The 18,298-nt window shown below is 71.4% G+C and carries 18 protein-coding genes and 1 pseudogene; 7 read left to right on the top strand and 12 right to left on the bottom strand.

Annotation, left to right across the window (positions count from 1 at the left end; all coding sequences use genetic code 11):
• Nucleotides 1–21: 21 nt before the first annotated feature.
• From GA0070619_RS30700 to pdxH, 4 genes are read right to left on the bottom strand one after another with little or no spacing between them, the layout of a single operon-like run.
• Entirely contained in the window at nucleotides 22–624 is a 603-nt protein-coding gene (locus tag GA0070619_RS30700) for a nitroreductase family protein (protein ID WP_088951234.1), read from the bottom strand.
• Nucleotides 624–1,553: an aldose 1-epimerase family protein gene (locus tag GA0070619_RS30695; protein WP_088951233.1), complete on the bottom strand. Its 930-nt coding sequence runs from the start codon at nucleotides 1,551–1,553 to the stop codon at nucleotides 624–626. The genes GA0070619_RS30700 and GA0070619_RS30695 overlap by 1 nt, the downstream gene beginning before the upstream one ends.
• A gap of 18 nt (nucleotides 1,554–1,571) precedes the next feature.
• A complete protein-coding gene (locus GA0070619_RS30690) occupies nucleotides 1,572–2,870 on the bottom strand; it encodes an MFS transporter (RefSeq protein ID WP_088951232.1) in 1,299 nt (432 codons plus the stop codon).
• Nucleotides 2,867–3,496: a pyridoxamine 5'-phosphate oxidase gene (pdxH, locus tag GA0070619_RS30685; RefSeq protein ID WP_088952164.1), complete on the bottom strand. Its 630-nt coding sequence runs from the start codon at nucleotides 3,494–3,496 to the stop codon at nucleotides 2,867–2,869. Before pdxH ends, GA0070619_RS30690 begins: the two co-directional genes overlap by 4 nt.
• A gap of 279 nt (nucleotides 3,497–3,775) precedes the next feature.
• Here pdxH and GA0070619_RS30680 point away from each other — a divergent pair, with 279 nt between their 5' ends.
• The 3 genes from GA0070619_RS30680 (at nucleotide 3,776) to sepH (ending at nucleotide 7,481) form a co-directional block, all read left to right on the top strand.
• Nucleotides 3,776–4,882, top strand: a complete 1,107-nt coding sequence (locus tag GA0070619_RS30680; RefSeq protein ID WP_030329620.1) for a citrate synthase 2 — start codon at nucleotides 3,776–3,778, stop codon at nucleotides 4,880–4,882.
• Nucleotides 4,883–5,088: 206 nt separating this feature from the next.
• A complete protein-coding gene (gene serC, locus GA0070619_RS30675; protein WP_088951231.1) occupies nucleotides 5,089–6,216 on the top strand; it encodes a phosphoserine transaminase in 1,128 nt (375 codons plus the stop codon).
• A 185-nt stretch (nucleotides 6,217–6,401) separates the two neighbouring features.
• Nucleotides 6,402–7,481 carry a septation protein SepH gene (sepH, locus tag GA0070619_RS30670; RefSeq protein ID WP_088951230.1) on the top strand — a complete coding sequence of 360 codons (1,080 nt, stop codon included), beginning with the start codon at nucleotides 6,402–6,404 and terminating at the stop codon, nucleotides 7,479–7,481.
• Between the two features lie 55 nt (nucleotides 7,482–7,536).
• On the opposite strand, the gene GA0070619_RS30665 is transcribed toward sepH, so the two are convergent.
• A complete protein-coding gene (locus tag GA0070619_RS30665; RefSeq protein ID WP_088951229.1) occupies nucleotides 7,537–8,367 on the bottom strand; it encodes an alpha/beta fold hydrolase in 831 nt (276 codons plus the stop codon).
• Between the two features lie 37 nt (nucleotides 8,368–8,404).
• Complete coding sequence (locus GA0070619_RS30660) at nucleotides 8,405–9,070, bottom strand: DUF4097 family beta strand repeat-containing protein (protein ID WP_088952163.1); 666 nt, start codon at nucleotides 9,068–9,070, stop codon at nucleotides 8,405–8,407.
• Nucleotides 9,071–9,310: 240 nt separating this feature from the next.
• On the opposite strand from GA0070619_RS30660, the pseudogene GA0070619_RS30655 reads away from it, so the two are divergent.
• Nucleotides 9,311–10,024, top strand: a pseudogene (locus GA0070619_RS30655) (helix-turn-helix domain-containing protein); the annotation flags it as partial.
• Between the two features lie 62 nt (nucleotides 10,025–10,086).
• On the opposite strand, the gene thpR reads toward GA0070619_RS30655, so the two are convergent.
• The 5 genes from thpR to GA0070619_RS30630 form a co-directional block, all read right to left on the bottom strand.
• Entirely contained in the window at nucleotides 10,087–10,671 is a 585-nt protein-coding gene (gene thpR / locus GA0070619_RS30650) for an RNA 2',3'-cyclic phosphodiesterase (RefSeq protein WP_088951227.1), read from the bottom strand.
• 7 nt (nucleotides 10,672–10,678) lie between these two features.
• The gene (locus GA0070619_RS30645; protein WP_088951226.1) at nucleotides 10,679–11,188 is read right to left on the bottom strand and encodes a hypothetical protein; all 510 of its coding nucleotides are present in this window, start codon (nucleotides 11,186–11,188) and stop codon (nucleotides 10,679–10,681) included.
• Nucleotides 11,189–11,349: 161 nt separating this feature from the next.
• Entirely contained in the window at nucleotides 11,350–12,633 is a 1,284-nt protein-coding gene (locus GA0070619_RS30640) for an MFS transporter (protein ID WP_088951225.1), read from the bottom strand.
• Nucleotides 12,634–12,706: 73 nt separating this feature from the next.
• Nucleotides 12,707–13,156: a MarR family winged helix-turn-helix transcriptional regulator gene (locus GA0070619_RS30635; RefSeq protein WP_172862146.1), complete on the bottom strand. Its 450-nt coding sequence runs from the start codon at nucleotides 13,154–13,156 to the stop codon at nucleotides 12,707–12,709.
• Between the two features lie 116 nt (nucleotides 13,157–13,272).
• Nucleotides 13,273–14,751, bottom strand: a complete 1,479-nt coding sequence (locus GA0070619_RS30630) for an NCS2 family permease (protein ID WP_088952161.1) — start codon at nucleotides 14,749–14,751, stop codon at nucleotides 13,273–13,275.
• An 88-nt stretch (nucleotides 14,752–14,839) separates the two neighbouring features.
• Here GA0070619_RS30630 and GA0070619_RS30625 point away from each other — a divergent pair, with 88 nt between their 5' ends.
• Nucleotides 14,840–15,085, top strand: a complete 246-nt coding sequence (locus GA0070619_RS30625; RefSeq protein WP_088951224.1) for a DUF2530 domain-containing protein — start codon at nucleotides 14,840–14,842, stop codon at nucleotides 15,083–15,085.
• Nucleotides 15,086–15,121: 36 nt separating this feature from the next.
• Here the strand turns inward: GA0070619_RS30625 and GA0070619_RS30620 are convergent, their stop codons facing one another.
• Nucleotides 15,122–15,943 carry a DUF3027 domain-containing protein gene (locus GA0070619_RS30620; RefSeq protein WP_088951223.1) on the bottom strand — a complete coding sequence of 274 codons (822 nt, stop codon included), beginning with the start codon at nucleotides 15,941–15,943 and terminating at the stop codon, nucleotides 15,122–15,124.
• 106 nt (nucleotides 15,944–16,049) lie between these two features.
• Between GA0070619_RS30620 and GA0070619_RS30615 the strand changes: the two genes are divergently transcribed.
• Together GA0070619_RS30615 and GA0070619_RS30610 are read left to right on the top strand one after the other, a co-directional pair.
• Nucleotides 16,050–17,651 (top strand): MFS transporter, encoded by a 1,602-nt coding sequence (locus tag GA0070619_RS30615; RefSeq protein ID WP_088952160.1) that lies wholly within the window; start codon nucleotides 16,050–16,052, stop codon nucleotides 17,649–17,651.
• Nucleotides 17,648–18,298, top strand: coding sequence for a futalosine hydrolase (locus GA0070619_RS30610; RefSeq protein ID WP_088951222.1), 651 nt, complete (start codon nucleotides 17,648–17,650; stop codon nucleotides 18,296–18,298). The genes GA0070619_RS30615 and GA0070619_RS30610 overlap by 4 nt, the downstream gene beginning before the upstream one ends.

Here is an 18,298-nt window from a genome sequence, read left to right as displayed (position 1 = left end):
CGGACAAACGGGACGGGGTGCTCAACTCCACCGGCCGCGCCGCACCACCTCGTCCATCGGACGACGCCCCCGGCGCAGCGACGGTGACCGATGGTCCGCTGCCCGGTAACCGATTGTGACGGCACCGACGGGCTGGTATTCCTCCGGCACACCGAACGCGTCGCGGTAGGGGGCGAGTTGTTGCGGCGGAATGCCGAAGAAACAGGCCCCCAGCCCTTCGTCCACGGCGGTGAGCAACATCAGCAGGGCCGCGAAGCCGGTGTCCACGTGCCAGTACGGCACCGGCCAGCGGTCGGTGGACCGGTCCGTCCACCCCTTGTCCGGCTCCGCGTACCGCCGCAGGTAGGCCGACTCGTTGGCGTGCGGCACCACGATCAGGGGTGCCCGGCGCATCCCGGCCAGCCAGCGCTCCCGCCCACCGCCGTCCGGTGTGGTGGCCGCCCAGAACCGCTCCCGGTCGGCCGGCTCCTCCAAGACCAGGAAACCCCAGCCCTGAGCGAACCCGGCCGACGGTGCGCGGACCGCGTGCTCGAGCAGCCGGTCCACCACGTCGGGCGGGACGGGGCGGTCCGGGTCGTAGTTGCGCACCATCCGCCGACGCCGGACGACCTCGGCGAACTCCATCAGGCCCCGGGCCGGATGCCCCAGGCACCCCGCCAGGTCGTAGCAGGCTTGAGCGTGAGCACGTCCCGGCCCGAGCGGAACGCGTCCGGCGGGCAGGTCATCGGCTCGATTGCCACCGAGCGGCGGTGCCGGTCACCGGTGAGCGCGTCCCCGGTGAACACCTGCCACCAGCCGAACTCCGCGTCCGCCCAGATGCTCACCCCCGCCGAACCGTCCGGCGCGGACAGGCTCACCGACGAGCCGCCGTCAGCGTCGCGGATCACCTCGCCGAAGCAGAGATCCAGCTCGGCGGCGCCGATCCGGCGCGGGCTGGTCCAGTCGTACTCGGTCCCGGCCACCGGGGTCGCGCCGACCGGCAGCAGCCGACCGTCCACCAACAACCGGGTACGGGTCGGAAGCCGCATGACCAGGTCGTCGACCGCGACGCCCGGCAGCTGCAGGTACGGGTGCACGGAGAAGCCGAACGGCGCGGCCTCCCCGCCGATGTTGGTCACCTCGTGCTCGGCGCGCAGCCCGTCCGCGCTGACGCTCCACCGGCTGAGCAGCCGCAACGGCCACGGGTAGCCGGGCTGCGGCGGCAGGTCGTAGCCGAGGGTCACCGCGGCCTCCGACTGCTCCAGCAGACGCCACGGCACCCAGTTGACCAGCCCGTGGATGGCCACGTGCCGCTCCGGCTCGGTCAGCGGGAGCTGGAGCGCCCGCTCCCCGAACGCGTAGCGGCCATCGCGGATCCGGTTCGGCCAGGGTGCCAGCACCTGCCCGGCGCAGCCGGGGCACACCTCGTCGGTCTGGTACCCGTCGACCAGGTCGACACCGTCGTGCCGGTACGTCCGGAGCCCACCGCCCACCTCCACGATGACGGCCTCGTGACCGGCGGCGGAGATGGTCCACTGGGCGCCGGAGAAGGGGCGCTGATCGGGGCTTTCCATGCCGGCGACCCTAACCGGTCAGGCCCGGTCGTTGCTCGACGCGGTAGTGGCCCGGTAGCGCAGCAGTGCCGGGAACGCCACCGCGAGCACGACCACGAGCACCGCCGAGGCGAGCCCGCCGGCCACCCAGGCCACCCCGCCGCCGAACCCGGCGGCCATGGTGCCGGCCCGGAGGTCGCCCAGGCGTGGGCCACCCGCCACCACGACCGTGTTGACGCCCTGGAGCCGGCCGCGCATCCGGTCCGGTGCGTAGACCAGCAGCATCGACTGGCGCAGCACCGCGCTGATCAGGTCGGCGGCCCCGGCAACGGCGAGCAGCGCGACCATCAGCCAGAGCTGCTGGGCCAACCCGGCCGCGGCGATCGCCAGGCCCCAACCCACCACCGCGAGCACCAGGCCGAGCCCCTGCCGGCGGAGCCGGCCGATCCAGCCGGAGGTCAGCCCACCGATCATCGAGCCGATCGCGATGGCGCTGTAGAGCAGGCCGACGGACCCACCACCGCCGAACCGTTCGTGGGCGATCTCCGGGAAGAGCGCCCGCGGCATGGCGAGGATCATCGCGATCAGGTCCACCCCGAAGGACAGCAGGAGTACGGGTGTGGTGGCCAGGTAGCGGAATCCGTCGATGACACTGGCCAGGCCGGCTCGCCGGGCCTGACCGTCGGCGCTCGGCTCGGGCGGCAGCGAGGGCAGGCGCAGCGCCGCCCAGAGCATCGCGGTGAACAGCAGCGCGTCCACCCCGTACGCGATCGGCAGGACCACAGCGGTGTCCGGCGACGCGGCGAGGATCAGGCCCGCGGCCAGCGGGCCGGCCACCGAGGCGGCGGTGAAGGTCGTGTAGTTCAGGGTGGCGGCGGCTGGGACGAGGTCGTCCGGGACCAGTCGGGGCAGCATGGCACTGCGGGCCGGCGAGCTGATCGCGAACGCCACCGACTGCAACGCCATCAGCGCCAACAGGAGCACCGGGCTGCCCACGTTCAGCAGTGCCTGGACCAGCAGCCCAAGGGTCGATGCCCAGAGCAACAATGAGCCGCCGAGCAGCACCGCACGGCGGTCGCGGGCGTCGGCGACCGCGCCGCCCCAGAGCCCGAAGACCAGCAACGGTACGAAGGCCGCCACGCCCAGCAAGCCGACCCAGAGGGAGTCCCTGGTCAGGGCGTACATCTCCACCGGCACCGCGACGGCCGTGAACTGGAAGCCGAACATCGCCACGGTGTTGCCGAGCCAGAGCCGCCGGTACGCGGGCACGCGCAGCGGGCGTACGTCGAGGGCCCAGCGGCGCGCTCCGCGCGGCCGAGCCTCCTGCACATCTGTCACGGCGCCAACCGCTCGACGATCCAACCGCCCTCGTCGAGGCGACGGAAGCGGAGCCGATCGTGCAACCGGCCGGCCCGACCCTGCCAGAACTCCACCGACTCGGGGTGGACCCGCAACCCGCCCCAGTGCGACGGCGTCGGGATCACGTCCTCGTCGGCGAACCGCTCGGCCACCTCCCGGTAGCTCTCCTCCAGCTCGGCCCGGCCCGACACCACCTGCGACTGCGGGCTGGCCCAGGCGCCCAGCTGGGAGCCGCGCGGCCGGCTGGTGAAGTACGCCTCGCTCGTCGTGCGGTCGACCGGCGCGACCCGCCCGGCGACCACCACCTGACGCTGCATGGGAAACCACGGAAAGACCAGGCTGGCGTACGGGTTGGCGGTCGCCTCGACGCCCTTGCGCGACAGGTGGTTGGTGAAGAAGACGAACCCCTCGGGGTCGTACCCCTTCAGCAGCACCGTCCGACCGCTCGGCCGACCAGCCGGGTCCGCGGTGCCCACCACCATCGCGTTCGGTTCGGGTAGCCCGAAGGCCACCGCGTCGGCGAACCAGCTGGCGAACTGGGTGTGCCAGTCGGCGGCCAGGTCAGCCTCGGTCAGGCCCAGGTCCGCGGCGTACTCGTTACGCATCGCAGCCGGGGCGGGTGTGTCACCCGTCACGTGCCCACTCCTTCTCGGCGGCCCCGCCAACGCCCTCCCGCGCTGGCCAGCACGCACCGCCCAGTCTCACCGAGTCCAGCGGAGATTGCGCGCCCGGGGATGTCGCGTGCAGCACAGTCGCAGCGGGTCGCGTATCCCTTACTCAGCAGGCAAGATGTTGCGAACACATCCCTGAGGGTCGCCTAAGGCGCCCGGCCGACCGGGCCGGATGAGCTGTTCGGGCGCACCGACCAGATCCAGGAGAGCGACATGGCTGATTTCAAACCCGGGCTGGAGGGCGTCGTCGCCTTCGAGACCGAGATCGCCGAACCTGACCGTGAGGGCGGCGCGCTGCGCTATCGCGGGGTCGACATCGAGGATCTGATCGGGCAGGTGTCGTTCGGAAACGTCTGGGCGCTGCTGGTGGACGGCCGCTTCGGGCCGGGCCTGCCGCCGGCGGAGCCGTTCCCGGTGCCGGTGCACTCCGGCGACATCCGCGTCGACGTGCAGTCCGCGGTCGCCATGCTGGCCCCGTACTGGGGGCTCAACCAACTGCTGGACATCTCCGACGAGCAGGCCCGCGAAGACCTCGCCCGGGTGTCGGTGACCGCGCTCTCCTTCGTCGCCCAGTCCGCCCGGGGCCTCGGCCTGCCGGCGGTGCCGCAGAAGGAGATCGACAAGGCGCAGACCATCGTCGAGCGGTTCATGAAGCGTTGGCGCGGCGAACCCGACCCGCGGCACGTCAAGGCCGTCGACGCGTACTTCATCTCGGCAGCCGAGCACGGCCTGAACGCGTCCACCTTCACCGCCCGCATCGTCGCCTCCACCGGGGCGGACGCGGCGGCCTGCATCTCGTCGGGCATCGGTGCCCTCTCCGGCCCGCTGCACGGCGGCGCGCCGTCCCGCGTTCTCAGCATGCTGGAGGCGGTGGAGCGCAGCGGCGACGCCGAGGGTTACGTCAAGGGCGTCCTCGATCGCGGTGAGCGGTTGATGGGCTTCGGCCACCGCGTCTACCGGGCCGAGGACCCGCGCGCCCGCGTGCTGCGGCGCACGGCCAAGGAGCTGGGCGCGCCGCGCTTCGAGATCGCCGAGGCACTGGAGAAGGCCGCCCTCGCCGAGTTGCAGGCCCGCCGCCCGGACCGGGTGCTGGCCACCAACGTCGAGTTCTGGTCGGCCGTGGTGCTGGACTTCGCCGAGGTGCCGGCGCACATGTTCACCTCGATGTTCACCTGCGCACGGATGGGTGGCTGGAGCGCGCACATCCTGGAGCAGAAGCGCCTTCAGCGGCTGGTGCGCCCGTCCGCCCGCTACGTCGGCCCGGAGACCCGCAAGCCGTCCGACGTCGAGGGCTGGGCCGCCATCCCGCACGGCGTCTGATTGACACGAGGGGGCCCCTTCTCGACGCCTGCCGTCGAGGAGGGGCCCCCTTTCGTACCTCTGGGCGCGCTGAGGACGCCGGGTGTGGCGAAGGCCTCAGACCTGCCCTCGGGGGCCCGGCTTCCACCGATGGGTCCGGGTGCGAGGATGAGGGCCGGCAGTGTCGCCGGGCCCGCCCTCGCCCTTGCGGAAGGATCTTCAAGACCGTGGCTGACGCACCGACCATCCGGATTCCGGATGACATCAAGCCCGCCGACGGACGTTTCGGCTGTGGCCCGTCCAAGGTCCGCCCAGCGGCGGTGTCCGCCCTTGCCGAGGTCGCGACGAGCTACCTGGGCACCTCGCACCGGCAGAAGACGGTCCGCGACCAGGTGGCGCGACTGCGCTCCGGCATCGCCGAGTTCTTCTCGCTGCCCGAGGGCTACGAGGTCGTGATCGGCAACGGTGGCACCACCGCATTCTGGGAGGTCGCCACCTTCGGCCTGATTCGCGACCGCGCCCAGTTCGCCAGCTTCGGCGAGTTCGGTGCCAAGTTCGCCAAGTCGGTCAAGGACGCGCCGTTCCTGGGCGAGCCGACCGTCCGCAAGGCCGATGCGGGCAGCGCGCCGACGCTGGTCGCCGAGTCCGGCGTGGACGCGTACGCGACGCCGCAGAACGAGACCTCGACCGGTGTGGCGGTCCCGATCAGCCGGGTGGCCGGCGCGGACGAGGGCGCGTTGCTGCTGGTCGACGCGACCTCCGGCGCGGGTGGCCTGGAGGTCAACGTCGGCGAGACCGACGTCTACTACTTCGCCCCGCAGAAGTGCTTCGGCTCCGACGGCGGCCTCTGGCTGGCCCTGATGTCACCGGCCGCCCTGGACCGGGCCGCCGAGATCAAGGCGTCCGGGCGCTACATCCCCGCCTTCCTCGACCTGGTCACCGCGATCGACAACTCGCGGCTGGAGCAGACCTACAACACTCCGGCGCTGGCCACCATCTTCCTGGCCGCCGAGCAGACCGACTGGATGAACGCGCAGGGTGGCCTGGCCTGGGCGGCCAAGCGCACCGCCGAGAGCGCCGCCACGGTGTACGGCTGGGCGGAGCGTTCCAGCGTGGCCTCCCCGTTCGTCGGCGACCCGGCACTGCGCTCCAACGTGGTCGCCACGATCGACTTTGCCGACGAGGTGGACGCCACCGCGATCGCGAAGGCGCTGCGCGCCAACGGCATCGTGGACACCGAGCCGTACCGCAAGCTCGGGCGCAACCAGCTCCGGATGGCGCTGTTCCCGGCCATCGAGCCGGCCGATGTCGAGGCGCTGACCGCGTCCATCGACTACGTGGTCGAGCGACTCTGACGTTCGTCACGGTCGGTGTCGGTGGAGGCCTCCACCGACACCGACCGTGATCATTGCCGCAGCTCAGTCACGACATGCGGGGTGTCGCTTCCCCCACCCCGAGACAGATGCGCGTACGGTGGTCCGAGACGCCTGGGTGGCCGACTCGTGGCGTGCGGCCAGCGAAGCGGGACGGAGGCAACGCTATGCGCCCAGTACGCTTCGTCGCCCTCTCCGAGGACGGCCATGCTCTGGTTCTCGCCGACGAGGTCGGGCGGTTGCTCGCCCTGCCGATCGACGAACGGATCTCCGGTGCGCTGCACGCGGAGCCCGGTTCGCCGCCGCTCGCGGCGGCGCCGACCGCAGCCGATCCGATTCCCTCACTGTCCCCGCGGGACATCCAGGCCCGCATCCGCTCCGGTGAGTCCGCCGAGGATGTCGCCCGGATCGCCGGTGTGCCGGTCGACCGGGTGCTGCGCTATGCCGGCCCGGTTCTCCAGGAGCGGGCGATGCTCGCGCAGCATGCCCGCCGCACCCGCCTCAAGGGAGCGGAGAAGCCCACCCCGCTCGCCGAGGTGGTCAACGGTCGGCTGAGCCAGCACGGCATCGACACCGAGAAGATTTCCTGGGACGCATACCGGCGTGATGACGGCACCTGGCGGATCATCGCCACCTGGCCGTCCGGCAAGGCCACCGCGCAGGCCATCTGGGATCTCGACAAGACCCGGCAGTCGGTCGCCCCGCACGACGACATGGCGCAGTATCTGTGCGCCGAGCGGCCCACGCCGATCCTCGGTCAGGAGCCCGCACCGGAGCGGGGCGGGCATGCCCTGCCGGGTCCGTCGCGCGGTGAGCCGAGCCGAGGTGGACACGGGTTGCCGGCGGCGTCCGAGCACCCGCGTCCCGGTCGGGATCCGATCCGCGCTGGCCGCGATGCGTTGCTCGCCTCATTGGACCGCCCACTCGGCGCCTCGTCGGGCCGTGGTCTGGAACCGCGTACCCCGGCTGCTCTCGCCGGCTCGGACGCGCCCCGGCAGCGGCCGGTCGGCGGGGGTGCCGCCGCGTTGCTCGGCGGCGGCCAAGGGTCGGCCTTCGACGACGACTCGGACGCGCCCAAGGAGGTGCCGGCCGTGCCGTCGCTGGCGGTGCTGCGGCCTCGCCGGACGGGCGCTGCGGCAGCCGCTGGCGGCGAGTCCACCGATGCCAACGGCAAGCCGCGCAAGCGGCTGCCGAGCTGGGACGACGTCCTCTTCGGCAGCGGCCCGGCCGCACGCGAGTCCTCCTGACGCTTCGCGTTGACGGGTGGTGGTTCGCCACCCGTCAACGCGAAACACGTGAGCCTCATCGACGGTCTTCGGCGTCCCCGCGGTCGAGGCCGGCGACCTCGCGTACGGCCTCGGCGACGGCCGGGAAGTCCTTCTTGAGGATCGCACCGTGGTTGCTGGCGACCTTCGCCCCGATCCGGATGTGCGGGTTCCGGACGGTCACCGCGTCGAGGCTGGCGCGGATCTGTTCCTGCTCGTCACCGCGGCTCCCCAGGGACGTCCCCGAGGCGACCACGTACCGCACCGGCACGGTGATGGTGTCCAGCACGGGGCCCAGCTCGCGCTCGCGGGAGAGCCTGCCGAGTTCGATGTTGCTGTCGGCCATCTGGTCGGCGTTCATCCGAGGGGTCAGGCCGGTCGGGCGCAGCAGCGGCATGAAGAGGTTCATCCGTCGGAACATCTTGCGGATCCGTTGCGCCATGGCCTCGTCGAGCCAGTCGTGCGGGAACGCGCCGTCGACCAGGACCGCGCCCAGGGCACGCTCCGGGTTGCGGCTGACCCAGTGCGCCCCGACAACAGCTCCGTAGGACCAGCCCACCACGAGCGCGCGGTGCACGCCCCGAGCGGCGAGGACGACATCGACATCCCGGACGGCCGCCTCGAAGGAATAGTCCGCTGAGCGCTTCGACTTCCTGCCGCGAGCCCGCTCGTCGAAGGTGATGTGCCGCCACCCGGTGCCCAGTTCGGCGATGACCCGCCGCCAGTATCCCTGGGTGGCGAACTGGCCGTTGAGGTAGACCACGGGGACCCCGGGACCGCCGGTGTCGGTGACGGCCAGGGCCGTGTCGTCGACCGGCACCATGCCGGTCCAGGACGAACTCGGGGCGGAAGCGTTGTTCATTGGCATGTCTGCACTCCTGGTCGCGTCGGGGTTTCGGTCGGGATCAGAGGCTGCGGGCGGTGATGTCGCCGTGGGAGGTGGTGGCGCGGATGTCGAGGGCGGTGGTGCCGTCGTTCCTGAGGGCGTTGCTGACCCGGCCGTGGCCGGTGCCGGCGTCCAGCGCGGCCGACACGCCTGCGGCGGCGCCGACCGAGATGTCGCCGGACTGAGTGGTCAGCACGACGGTGCCGTGCACGGCTTCGGCGATCCGGATGTCGCCCCTCGCGGTGCTGATCTCCGCAGGGCCGGTGAGCCGGCCGACCTCCACGTCGCCGTCGATCGCGGTGAGGCGCACGCTCGCCGCCTCGTCGATCTTGATCTGGCGGTACGCGCCGTCGAAGGTGACGTCGCCGAGACGCCCGACACCACGCAGCTCGGCGCTGGCGGCCTTGGCGTCGACGCGGGAGTCGGCAGGCAACCGGACGGTGACCTGCACGGATCCGGAGGAACCGACGAGCGGGTTGCCGGGGGTCGCGGCCGTGATCCGCAGGACGCCGTCGGCGTACGCGACTGTGGTCTGCTCGGCGGCCCTGGTGTCGCGGCTCTTGGAGGGGTCGGTCGGCAGCACCTCGACCGTCGTGTCGACGCGGTCCGCGGCGATGAGCTGGATGCGCCCGGCGGGGATGTTCAGGACGGCGGAGATCGGGGCGGGGGTGTCGAACGTCTTCATCATGCTCTCCCGTGCTCGTACAGCGTTTCTGATATCGGAAACGCTACGTTGCTTTCCATAAGACGGCAACGGGTCTGTTGCGTTGAAGAGGCGTCTTCCCAGCTAGACTCGTCGGAGTTGTTGCAACGAGCTAGAAGATAACGCAACGTCTCCCGGTCGCGCGCGTTGCAATGAACCAGAATTGAACGCTATGGTGGAGGTGCCACGGGCCGCCCACGAAGGATCACCAGGGAGATCACGATGCCGGGAGGCAGACTCACCCAGCAGGAGCGCCAGCAGATCGCGCTGGGGCTGGTCGACGACCTCCCCTACGCGGAGATCGCCCGACGACTCGACCGTCCCACCTCGACGATCACCCGCGAGGTGATGCGCAATGGCGGCCCTCTGGCCTACCGCGCCGACCTGGCCCACCGCGCCACCGAACACCGCGCCCACCGACGCAGGTCGGCCTCCTCCCGCACGACGGAGTCAGTCCCCCAGCCCCACGGCCGTGACGCCGAGGCCGTGGGCGCGTACGAGGAAACGTTCACCACCGTCCTCATGGCGTCGGGTCTGAGCAAGATGGCGGCCCGTGTGTTGACCTGCCTGTTCATCACCGACTCGGGCAGCCTCACCGCGTCCGAGCTCGCTGGGCGCCTCCAGGTCAGCCCGGCGTCCATCTCCAAGGCGATCACCTTCCTGGAGGGGCAGAGCCTGGTCCGCCGCGAACGCGACGAACGCCGCCGTGACAGATACGTCGTCGATGACGAGCTCTTCTACCAGGCCACGATCGCCAGCGCCCGAGCCAACGACCAGCTGGTCGAGACCGCACGACAGGGCGTGGCCCTCCTCGGTCCGCACACCCCGGCCGCCGCCCGCCTGGAGAACATCGCCCGCTTCCTCGACTTCATCAGCGAGAGCATCGTCCGCGCCGCCGAACAGGCCCGCGAGGTCCTCCACAGCAGACCAGGGGCGGTCACTGCCCAGCCGAGTCCGGACCAGGATCAGTCGGGGGTCGCCGTGACGAGAGTGCCGGGTCAGAGCGGCCAGGCGGCGAGCCGGTCGTAGCGCGATGGTCGCGGGTCGAGGTGGCTGCGGATCAGCAGCAGTTCGGTCGCCGGCCACTCCGGTCCCTGGTAGTCGTCCAGGTCGGCCTGGTCCGCCTCGATGTCGGCCAGGTCCATCCGTTCGCCCGGCCGGGCCACTGTCAGGTGCGGGCGGAACGGCCTGGCGTCGTCACACGGCAGCCGGGCCTGCCGCAACCGGGACCGGACCAGCCCGGCGAGCACGTGCAGTGCCTCGACCTCGCCTCGCAGGCCCACCCAGAGCACAGTGGACCGACCCTGACCGAACCGACCACCGCCGCCGAGGCTGAACCGGGGCGGGGCGTTCCGGCCGTCGTGGAACGCTTCGGCGGCCAGCCCGAGCGCGCTCTCCACCTCGACCAGCCGGGCCGCCTCGACGTCGCCGAGGAAGGCCAGGGTGACGTGCAGATGGGCCGGATCGGCGAGCCGGACGTTGGTGCCGGCGGCAGCCGCTGCGCCGACCCGTAGTCGCGCGACCTGCGCGCCGAGGTGGCCGACCGATTCGGGGGGCGGGTAGACCGCGACGAAGAGCCGCAACCGTCGCTCAGCGGTGCCGTTGCCGGTGGCCGGCCCGAGCCGCTGGCAGGGTCAGCCCGGCGGCGTGCAGCACACCCTCCACCCGGACCCGCTCGATCTCCTGGTCGACGCCCTCCAACTCACCAAGGTGCTCGGTGATGCCGAGGGCGCGGCAGGCGAGGCGAAGCCGGTCGTCGTACGCCTGGAGCAGCGCGCCGTGCCAGACCATCGACCGGCCGGTGCCGCCGAGCCGCTGACCGCCGAGGCGGCGCAGGTCGGCGGCTAGTTGCTCCAGGGGCCGACGGTCGGTGCGGTCGAACTCGCTGAGGTCGATGTCCCGAGTCAGCGCGTCGGCCTCGATGGCCCGGTCGAGACGCGCGATCGTCCGTTTCTCCCGCCGGCGATCACGCCACTCGGACCAGCCGCAGACCACCCGGTCGAGGATCTCGTCATAGCAGAAGAGCAGGGCGAGTGCCGCCGGAAGACTGGCCACGGCGAGGAACGCCAGGGCCAGCATCAGCGCGCGTCCGACTCCCACGTATCGACGCTAAGCCCCATCGTGCCGCCCCGCCAGCGGTTTGCCCGCATCCGCGTCATCCGCTCAAGACGGCGCGTGCGGATCGGACCGCGGATGCGGCAGTGCCCGGAAGGGCCCCTTGTCATGCGAAGTCCGATGACGAGGGGGCCCTTCCGGACAGCTCAGCAGTCGGTGGACGTGACGTAGAAGCGGGGCATCGGCAGCACCCGGAAGCGCAGCCGGGCGCCGGAGTGCCGCAGCTGCCAGGTGAGGGCGATCAACGCGGCGGCCAGCGAGATCAGCCCGCCCATCCAGATGCTGGCACCGGCACCGAAGCGCTCCGCGACCCAGCCGATCAGTGGCGCGCCCACCGGGTTGGTGCCCAGGAAGACCAACACCCACAGCGCCATCACCCGGCCCCGGAAGGCCGCGTCCACGCCCAACTGGACCCGCTGGTTGGCGGCCTGGGCGAAGAAGACCATGAAGAAGCCGGTCGGCACCAGCAGTGCCACGACCAGCCAGTACGTCGAGGCGAGACCGACCAGGGTGCCGAAGCTGGCGCAGGCGATCGCCGCGCCCAGCACCAGCCAGACCGACGGCCGGCTTCGCCGACCGGTGCCGCTGAGCGCGCCGCCGAGCGCGCCCACGGCCAGCGCCGTGCTGAACAGGCCGAAGGAGGCGGCACCGGTGTGGAAGACCGTCTTCGCCAGCGCGGCCAGGGTCAGCTGGAAGTTGAACAGCGACATGCCGATCACCGACATGACCGCCATCGGCAGCAGCAGGTCGGGGCGGCGCGACACGTACCGCAGCCCGTCGATGACCCGTGCGGACGCCCGCTCGTCGCGCGGCAGCAGGGCGTCGCGGTGCAGGTCGGCCGTACGCATCCGGACCACGTTGACCAGGGGCGCGACGGAGCTGAGGGCGGTGAAGAGGAAGACCGGGCCGACGTCGAAGGCGGCGATCGCCAGGCCGGCGACGGCCGGGCCGACGATCCGCGCCGAGTTGAACACGGCGGCGTTCAGCGACAAGGCGTTGGGCAGCAGCGGCGTGCCGACGAGTTCGGAGACGAACGCCTGACGGACCGGGGTCTCCACTGCGTTGGCCGTGCCGAGCAGCGCGGCGAAGGCGAAGACGTGCCAGAGCTGCACCAGGTCGGTGAGGACCAGCACGGACATGCCGAGCGCCAGCACGGTCCAGAAGGCGTTGGCGACGAAGAGCAGCACCCGCTTGTCGTACCGGTCGGCAAGTCGGCCGGAGAGCAGGGTGAGCAGGAGCACCGGGGTGAACTGACAGGCGGTTACCACGCCGAGCGCGGTGGCCGAGTTGTTGGAGAGCTCAAGGACGAGCCAGTCCTGGGCGATGAACATCATCCAGACGCCGATCAACTTGATCAGCTGCCCGGATGCGAAGAGGCGGTAGTTACGGACCTGCAGGGACTGGAACATCGTGCTCAACTTGGCCTGCACTCTTCGTGCGCCTCCTTAAGAACGTACGCGTCATCGACAGGTGACGGCACGGACCCGGTGGCGCGGGCGCGGCTCAGGCGCGAGCGAGCTGCTGAAGAATCTGGGCAGCCCTCTGCAGGGTCTCCCGTTCGTCCTCGTCGAGTGCGGCCAGCCGGTGGGCCAGCCACTCGTCGCGGGCCCGCTCGAACTGGTCGAGCACGGCCTGCCCTCCTTCGGTCGCCGCGAGGATGACCTGCCGGCCATCGGTCGGGTGGGGTGTCCGCCGCACGAGGCCGCGGTCCTCCAACTTCCCGACGATCTTGGTCATCGTCGGCGGCTGCACCCGCTCCACGTCGGCCAGTTCCCTGGGCGTCAGCGCGCCGGCCAGCCGCAGGCTGGTGAGCGCGGAAACCTGGGTGACCGTGAGGTCGCCGACCGGTCGGGCCTGGCGGACCCGTCGGTTGAGTCGGGTGATCGCATCACGCAACTGGGGAGCCAGTTGCGCCGGTGGCACGCGTTCCGCCGTCACCGTCCGCTCCATCACGTTAGTTAGCTTAACTAATGAGCCTGGCTAACGACATCCGTTATGACCAGGCTCACGAGGACGTTGGTGCTGTTCCGAGCGGGGAATCCCGTTCGATTCCCCGCCCGGAACGTACGTCAGAGCACCAGGGACTCGATCGGCCCGCGCAGGAAGTACAGCACGAACAGCACGGCCACCCCGTACAGCAACGGGTGGACCTCCCGGGCCTTACCCCGGGCCAGCTTCACCACCACGAAGGTGATCAGGCCAGCGCCGATCCCGTTCGAGATCGAATAGGTGAACGGCATCAGCACGATGGTGAGGAACGCCGGGATGGCGATCTCGTAGTCGGACCAGTCGATCGTCCGCACCGCTGTCATCATCAGGAAACCGACCACCACCAGGGCCGTCGAAGCCGCCTCGAACGGCACGATCACCACCAGCGGCGCCAGGAACATCGCCAGCAGGAAGAGCACGCCGGTGACCAGGCTGGCCACGCCGGTCCGGGCACCCTCCCCGACACCGGCGGCACTCTCGATGTACGACGTGTTACTGGAGGTGCTGGCCGCACCACCGGCCGCCGCGGCGATCGAGTCGACCAGCAGGATCTCCTTGGCCCGTGGCGGGGTGCCCTGCTCATCGAGCAGGTCGCCCTCCTGGCCGACCGCCACCATCGTGCCCATGGTGTCGAAGAAGTCCGTGATCAGCAGCGTGAAGACGAACATCAGCACGACCAGCCAACCGGCCCGACCCCACGAGTCGAGCACGTTGAACTTGCCGAGCAGCGACAGGTCCGGCAGGTCCACCACCGTCTTCGGCAGCTCCGGCACGTTCAGCGACCAACCCTTGGGGTTGGGCTGACCGTTGACGAACGACGGGCCGATGTTGCCGATCGCCTCCACGATCACCGCCAGCACGGTCGAGGCGAGGATGCCGATCAGGATCGCACCCCGTACCCGGCGGACCACCAGCACGAGGGTGATCAGCAGGCCCACCACGAAGACCAGCATCGGCCAGCTCACCAGCTTGCCGCCGATGCCCAGACCGACCGGGACTGTGGTGTTGGCGTCGTCCGGGATCCGTCGGACGAAACCGGCGTCCACCAGACCGATGATGGTCAGGAACAGACCGATCCCGACCCCGATCGCGGTCTTCATCTGGGTCGGCACCGCGCGGAACACAGCGGTCCGCAGACCGGTCAACACCAGCACAGCGATGATCACACCCTCGATCACCACCAGGCCCATCGCGTCGGCCCAGGTCATCTCGGGGGCGATCTCGTACGCCACCAGCGCGTTGACACCCAGACCGGCGGCGAGCGCCAGCGGGAACCGACCCACCACGCCCATCAGGATGGTCATCAGGCCGGCGACCAGCGCGGTCCCGGCAGCCAGCGCGGGAATGGGGAGGGTCTTGCCGTCACCGTCGACGGCACCACCCAGGATCAGCGGGTTGAGCACCACGATGTACGCCATCGTGAAGAAGGTCGCCAGGCCACCGCGTACCTCGCGGCTCATCGTCGAGCCCCGGGCGGAAATCTCGAAGAACCGGTCGAATCCGTTACGCGGGTGAGCGGGGTTGGGAGGGGTGCCGTTCTCGGGCGGCGCTACTGCCATCAGGTCCTCGCAGGTGATCTTCCGGTTGTCGCGCGCATCGTCCCAGATCACCGACGGGCAGGGGAAGTAGGTCGCGTACGCTTGCCGAATGCCGAACGAGCAGCCACCGCGGCCCGCACCACTGGACCCGCCGATGGTGCCGTTCGCCCTCGCCGGGCTGGCCGCCTGGGCGATTGCCGGGCTGGTCCTGCTGATCTTCTTTCGGGGTTGGCTGACCGACCACGGTCACCAGAACTGGCTCTGGACCTGCCTCGCCGGGTTCCTGTGGGGCTTCCCGGGCCTCGCCGTGATGATGCGGCACGACGCCAACCGACGACGTCGCCGCGCGCGCTGACCCGGCCACGCACCGGGCCACCCCCGGTGCGAACGATCAGGAGTGCCCGTACGGCTCCGCCGGCTCGGCGGCTTCCACCGAGCCCGGGGCGCGGCTGACCGACATGGCCTCCACCGCGCTGTCGTCGTACACCGTGGGTAGCTCTTCGACCGCGGTCTCGGCCGCCTCGATCAGCGTCTCGGAGTGGGCACCGCAACCGTGGTCGGCGCTCACCACCCGGCCGTCGTCGGGGGCGTAGAAGTTGCCGCACGCCCCGAACGCCTGCCGCATTGCACCGGCCAGCGGCAGATAGAAACCGCAGGTGCCACAGCGGGCGGCGGCCGGCGCGGCAGCGGAGATGGGCGCGGCGGGGCCGTGGTCGCCGTCATACCAGCGCTGCGCCGCCTCCATGCGGCCCTCGAGGGAGAGCACGCGCGCCCGACCGAGGCCCAGCTCCCACGCCGTCTCCTCGACCGCCGGGTCGTCGGAGAGCAGGTAGCCGGGGACCAGCCGGTCGTCATCCGGTGAGGTCGGCAGCAGATCGCCCGGACCCAAGTCGCCCGGCTTGAGCCGCTCCTGCCAGGGCAGCCAGCCGGGCGCGAGCAGCGCGTCGGAACCGGGCAGCAGCACCGTCTCGCAGATGGTCACGGTCTTGCTGCGCGACACCCGGGTGACGGTGACCGCCCACCGCCAACCGCGGTAGCCGGCGAGGAGGCATTCGAAGTAGTGGGTGACCAGCCGTTCACCCTCGGCCACAACCTGCAGGTGATCGCCGACATCGTCGGCGTCGACCTCGGTGATGCCAGCGCGGGCCACCTCGACGGCGGCGGCGCAGACCTGGTCGAGACGGGCGGCACGGGTGGAGACAGGCCTGGTCACCTAACCATTGTTCCCTATGCGCCTCGCAGGGGTGACAGGGACTCCCGGGGAACCTTTCCCCGCAGTGGTGCGGCGTACCCGGATCGGATGGGCGAGGATGGTGGACATGCCGTCGTACTCCCGCTCCGGGCGATCCGTCCTCGGACGGACCGTCGGCACCGGCATTCGCGCCGTTCGTCTGTTGCTGCGTGGTTCGCTGGGCAGCGGCCGCTGGGTGACCCGTCGGGCCGGCAGCGCCCGGGCCCGGGGCGCCGGTGGCGAGGTCGGCATGGTCCGCCTGTTCGACCTGCACGCGCTCTCCTGCGCCGGTGACACCCTGATCGCCATCGGCCTGGCCGGCACGATCTTCTTCAACGTGCCGCTGGGCGAGGCCCGCAGCAAGGTCGCCCTCTACCTGCTGGTGACCATGGTGCCGTTCGCCATGCTCGCCCCCGTGGTGGGCCCGCTGCTGGACCACTTCCGGCACGGCCGGCGGTACGCGCTGGCCGCGACGATGCTGGGCCGCGCCTTCCTGGCCTGGTTGATCTCCGACTACATCCACGGCTTCGGGCTCTATCCGGCCGCGTTCGGGGTGCTCGCGCTGTCCCGGGCGTACGGCGTGGCCCGGTCCGCGGCCGTGCCCCGGTTGTTGCCGGAAGGGCTCGGCCTGTCCCAGGTGGGCGCCCGGGCCAGCGTCTACGGCACGGTCGCGGGTGCGCTGGTCGCGCCGATCGGGTTGGCCGCGTTCTGGTTCGGGCCGCAGTGGCCGCTGCGCGTCGCGTCGGTGATCTTCCTGGTCGGCATGGTGATCTCCCTGCGTCTGCCACCGAAGGCCGATTCGGAGCCACCGGAGCGGGTCCCCCGGCCACTGCGCGCGTTGGGCCGCCGCCGTGGCGATCGGCCGCTGGGCCGAGGCCGACCCGCCGGCCGCCTGGTGATCGCGTCGCTGATCGGCGCCGCGACGCTCCGCGCGGTGTACGGCTTCCTGCTGCTCTTCCTCGCCTTCGCGATCAAGAAGGGCGACCTGACCACTGTCGCGTTCGGCCGGGATCTGGGCGCCGAGTGGGCGCTGGGGCTGGTCGGCGGGGCCCTCGCGGTCGGCACCTTCCTGGCCACCGCCATCGGCACCCGACTGCGCATCCACCGGCCGACCGCCATCCAGTCCAGCAGCATGATCATCGTGGCCGGGGTGGCGGTGCTCGCCGTCATCCAGTTCTCGCTGGTGATGGTCGCCCTGCTCTGCCTGGTCGCCGCGCTGGTCAGCGGGATATCGAAGCTGGCCGTGGACGCCTCGATCCAGGAGCGCATCCCGGAGCGGCTGCGCGCGAGTTCCTTCGCCCATTCGGAGACGGTGCTGATGCTCGCCTTCGTCGCCGGTGGAGGGTTGGGGCTGGTCCCGTTCGACGGTCGGATGGGCATCGCCGTGGCCGCCGGGGTGGGCGTCCTGGCCGCGATCCGGGGTGTGCTGGTCGCCGCCCGGCTGCGCGGCGAGAAGCTGGCCGGCCGGCCGCTCGGCGACGACGAGCTGACCGAGGACGAGCCGGCCGACGAGCCCGGGGACGCCGCGCCCACCTCGCCGGCACCGGCCCAGGCCAGCTCCCCGCAGTACGACGATCCCAGCCTGACCCCTCCCGGCTACCACATCTACCGCCCGTCCTCAGCGGTCGGCGGCCCGGGCGGCGGGGCGGACGACGAGACCCGCCGGGAGTCCCCCGGCTCAGTCTCGTGAGCGGTCTGCTGGTGGTGACCGCGGTACCAGCCGAGGCGGAAGCCGTCCGCGCCGGTCTGACCGATCCCACCGTGACCGTCACCCCGGTTGGCGTGGGCCCGGCCGTCGCCGGTGCCGCCACCGCCAGGCTGCTGGCGCTGGCCGAGGCCGCCGGCCGCCCGTACCGTGCCGTGGTCAGCGCCGGCGTGGCCGGCGGCTTCATCGGGCGGGTCGAGGTCGGCGACACCGTGCTCGGCACCGCCAGCATCGCCGCCGACCTGGGTGCCGAATCACCGGACGGTTTCATCCCCGTCCACGAGTTGGGCATGCCGCCCGCGATGCTGGGTGTCGGCGGCGTGGTGCCGACCGACCCGGGTCTGCTGGCGGCACTGCGGGCAGCCCTCCCGGCGGCCACGACCGGGCCGGTGCTCACCGTCAGCACGGTCACCGGCACCACCGCCAGCACCGAGGAGCTGCGCCGGAGGCATCCGGAGGCGGTCGCCGAGGCCATGGAGGGGTACGGGGTGGCCGTCGCCGCCGCCCAGGCCGGGGTGCCCTTCGCCGAGCTGCGCACCATCTCGAACCCGATCGGCCCCCGCGACCGGGACGCCTGGCGGCTACGCGAGGCCCTCACCGCCCTGACCGCTGCGGCCCCAGCGCTGCGCTGA

This window comes from Micromonospora zamorensis (genome assembly GCF_900090275.1).
Lineage (GTDB): Bacteria > Actinomycetota > Actinomycetes > Mycobacteriales > Micromonosporaceae > Micromonospora > Micromonospora zamorensis.
The sequence above is the reverse complement of the archived record's forward strand: the minus strand, read 5'-3'. Positions and strand labels throughout refer to the sequence as shown.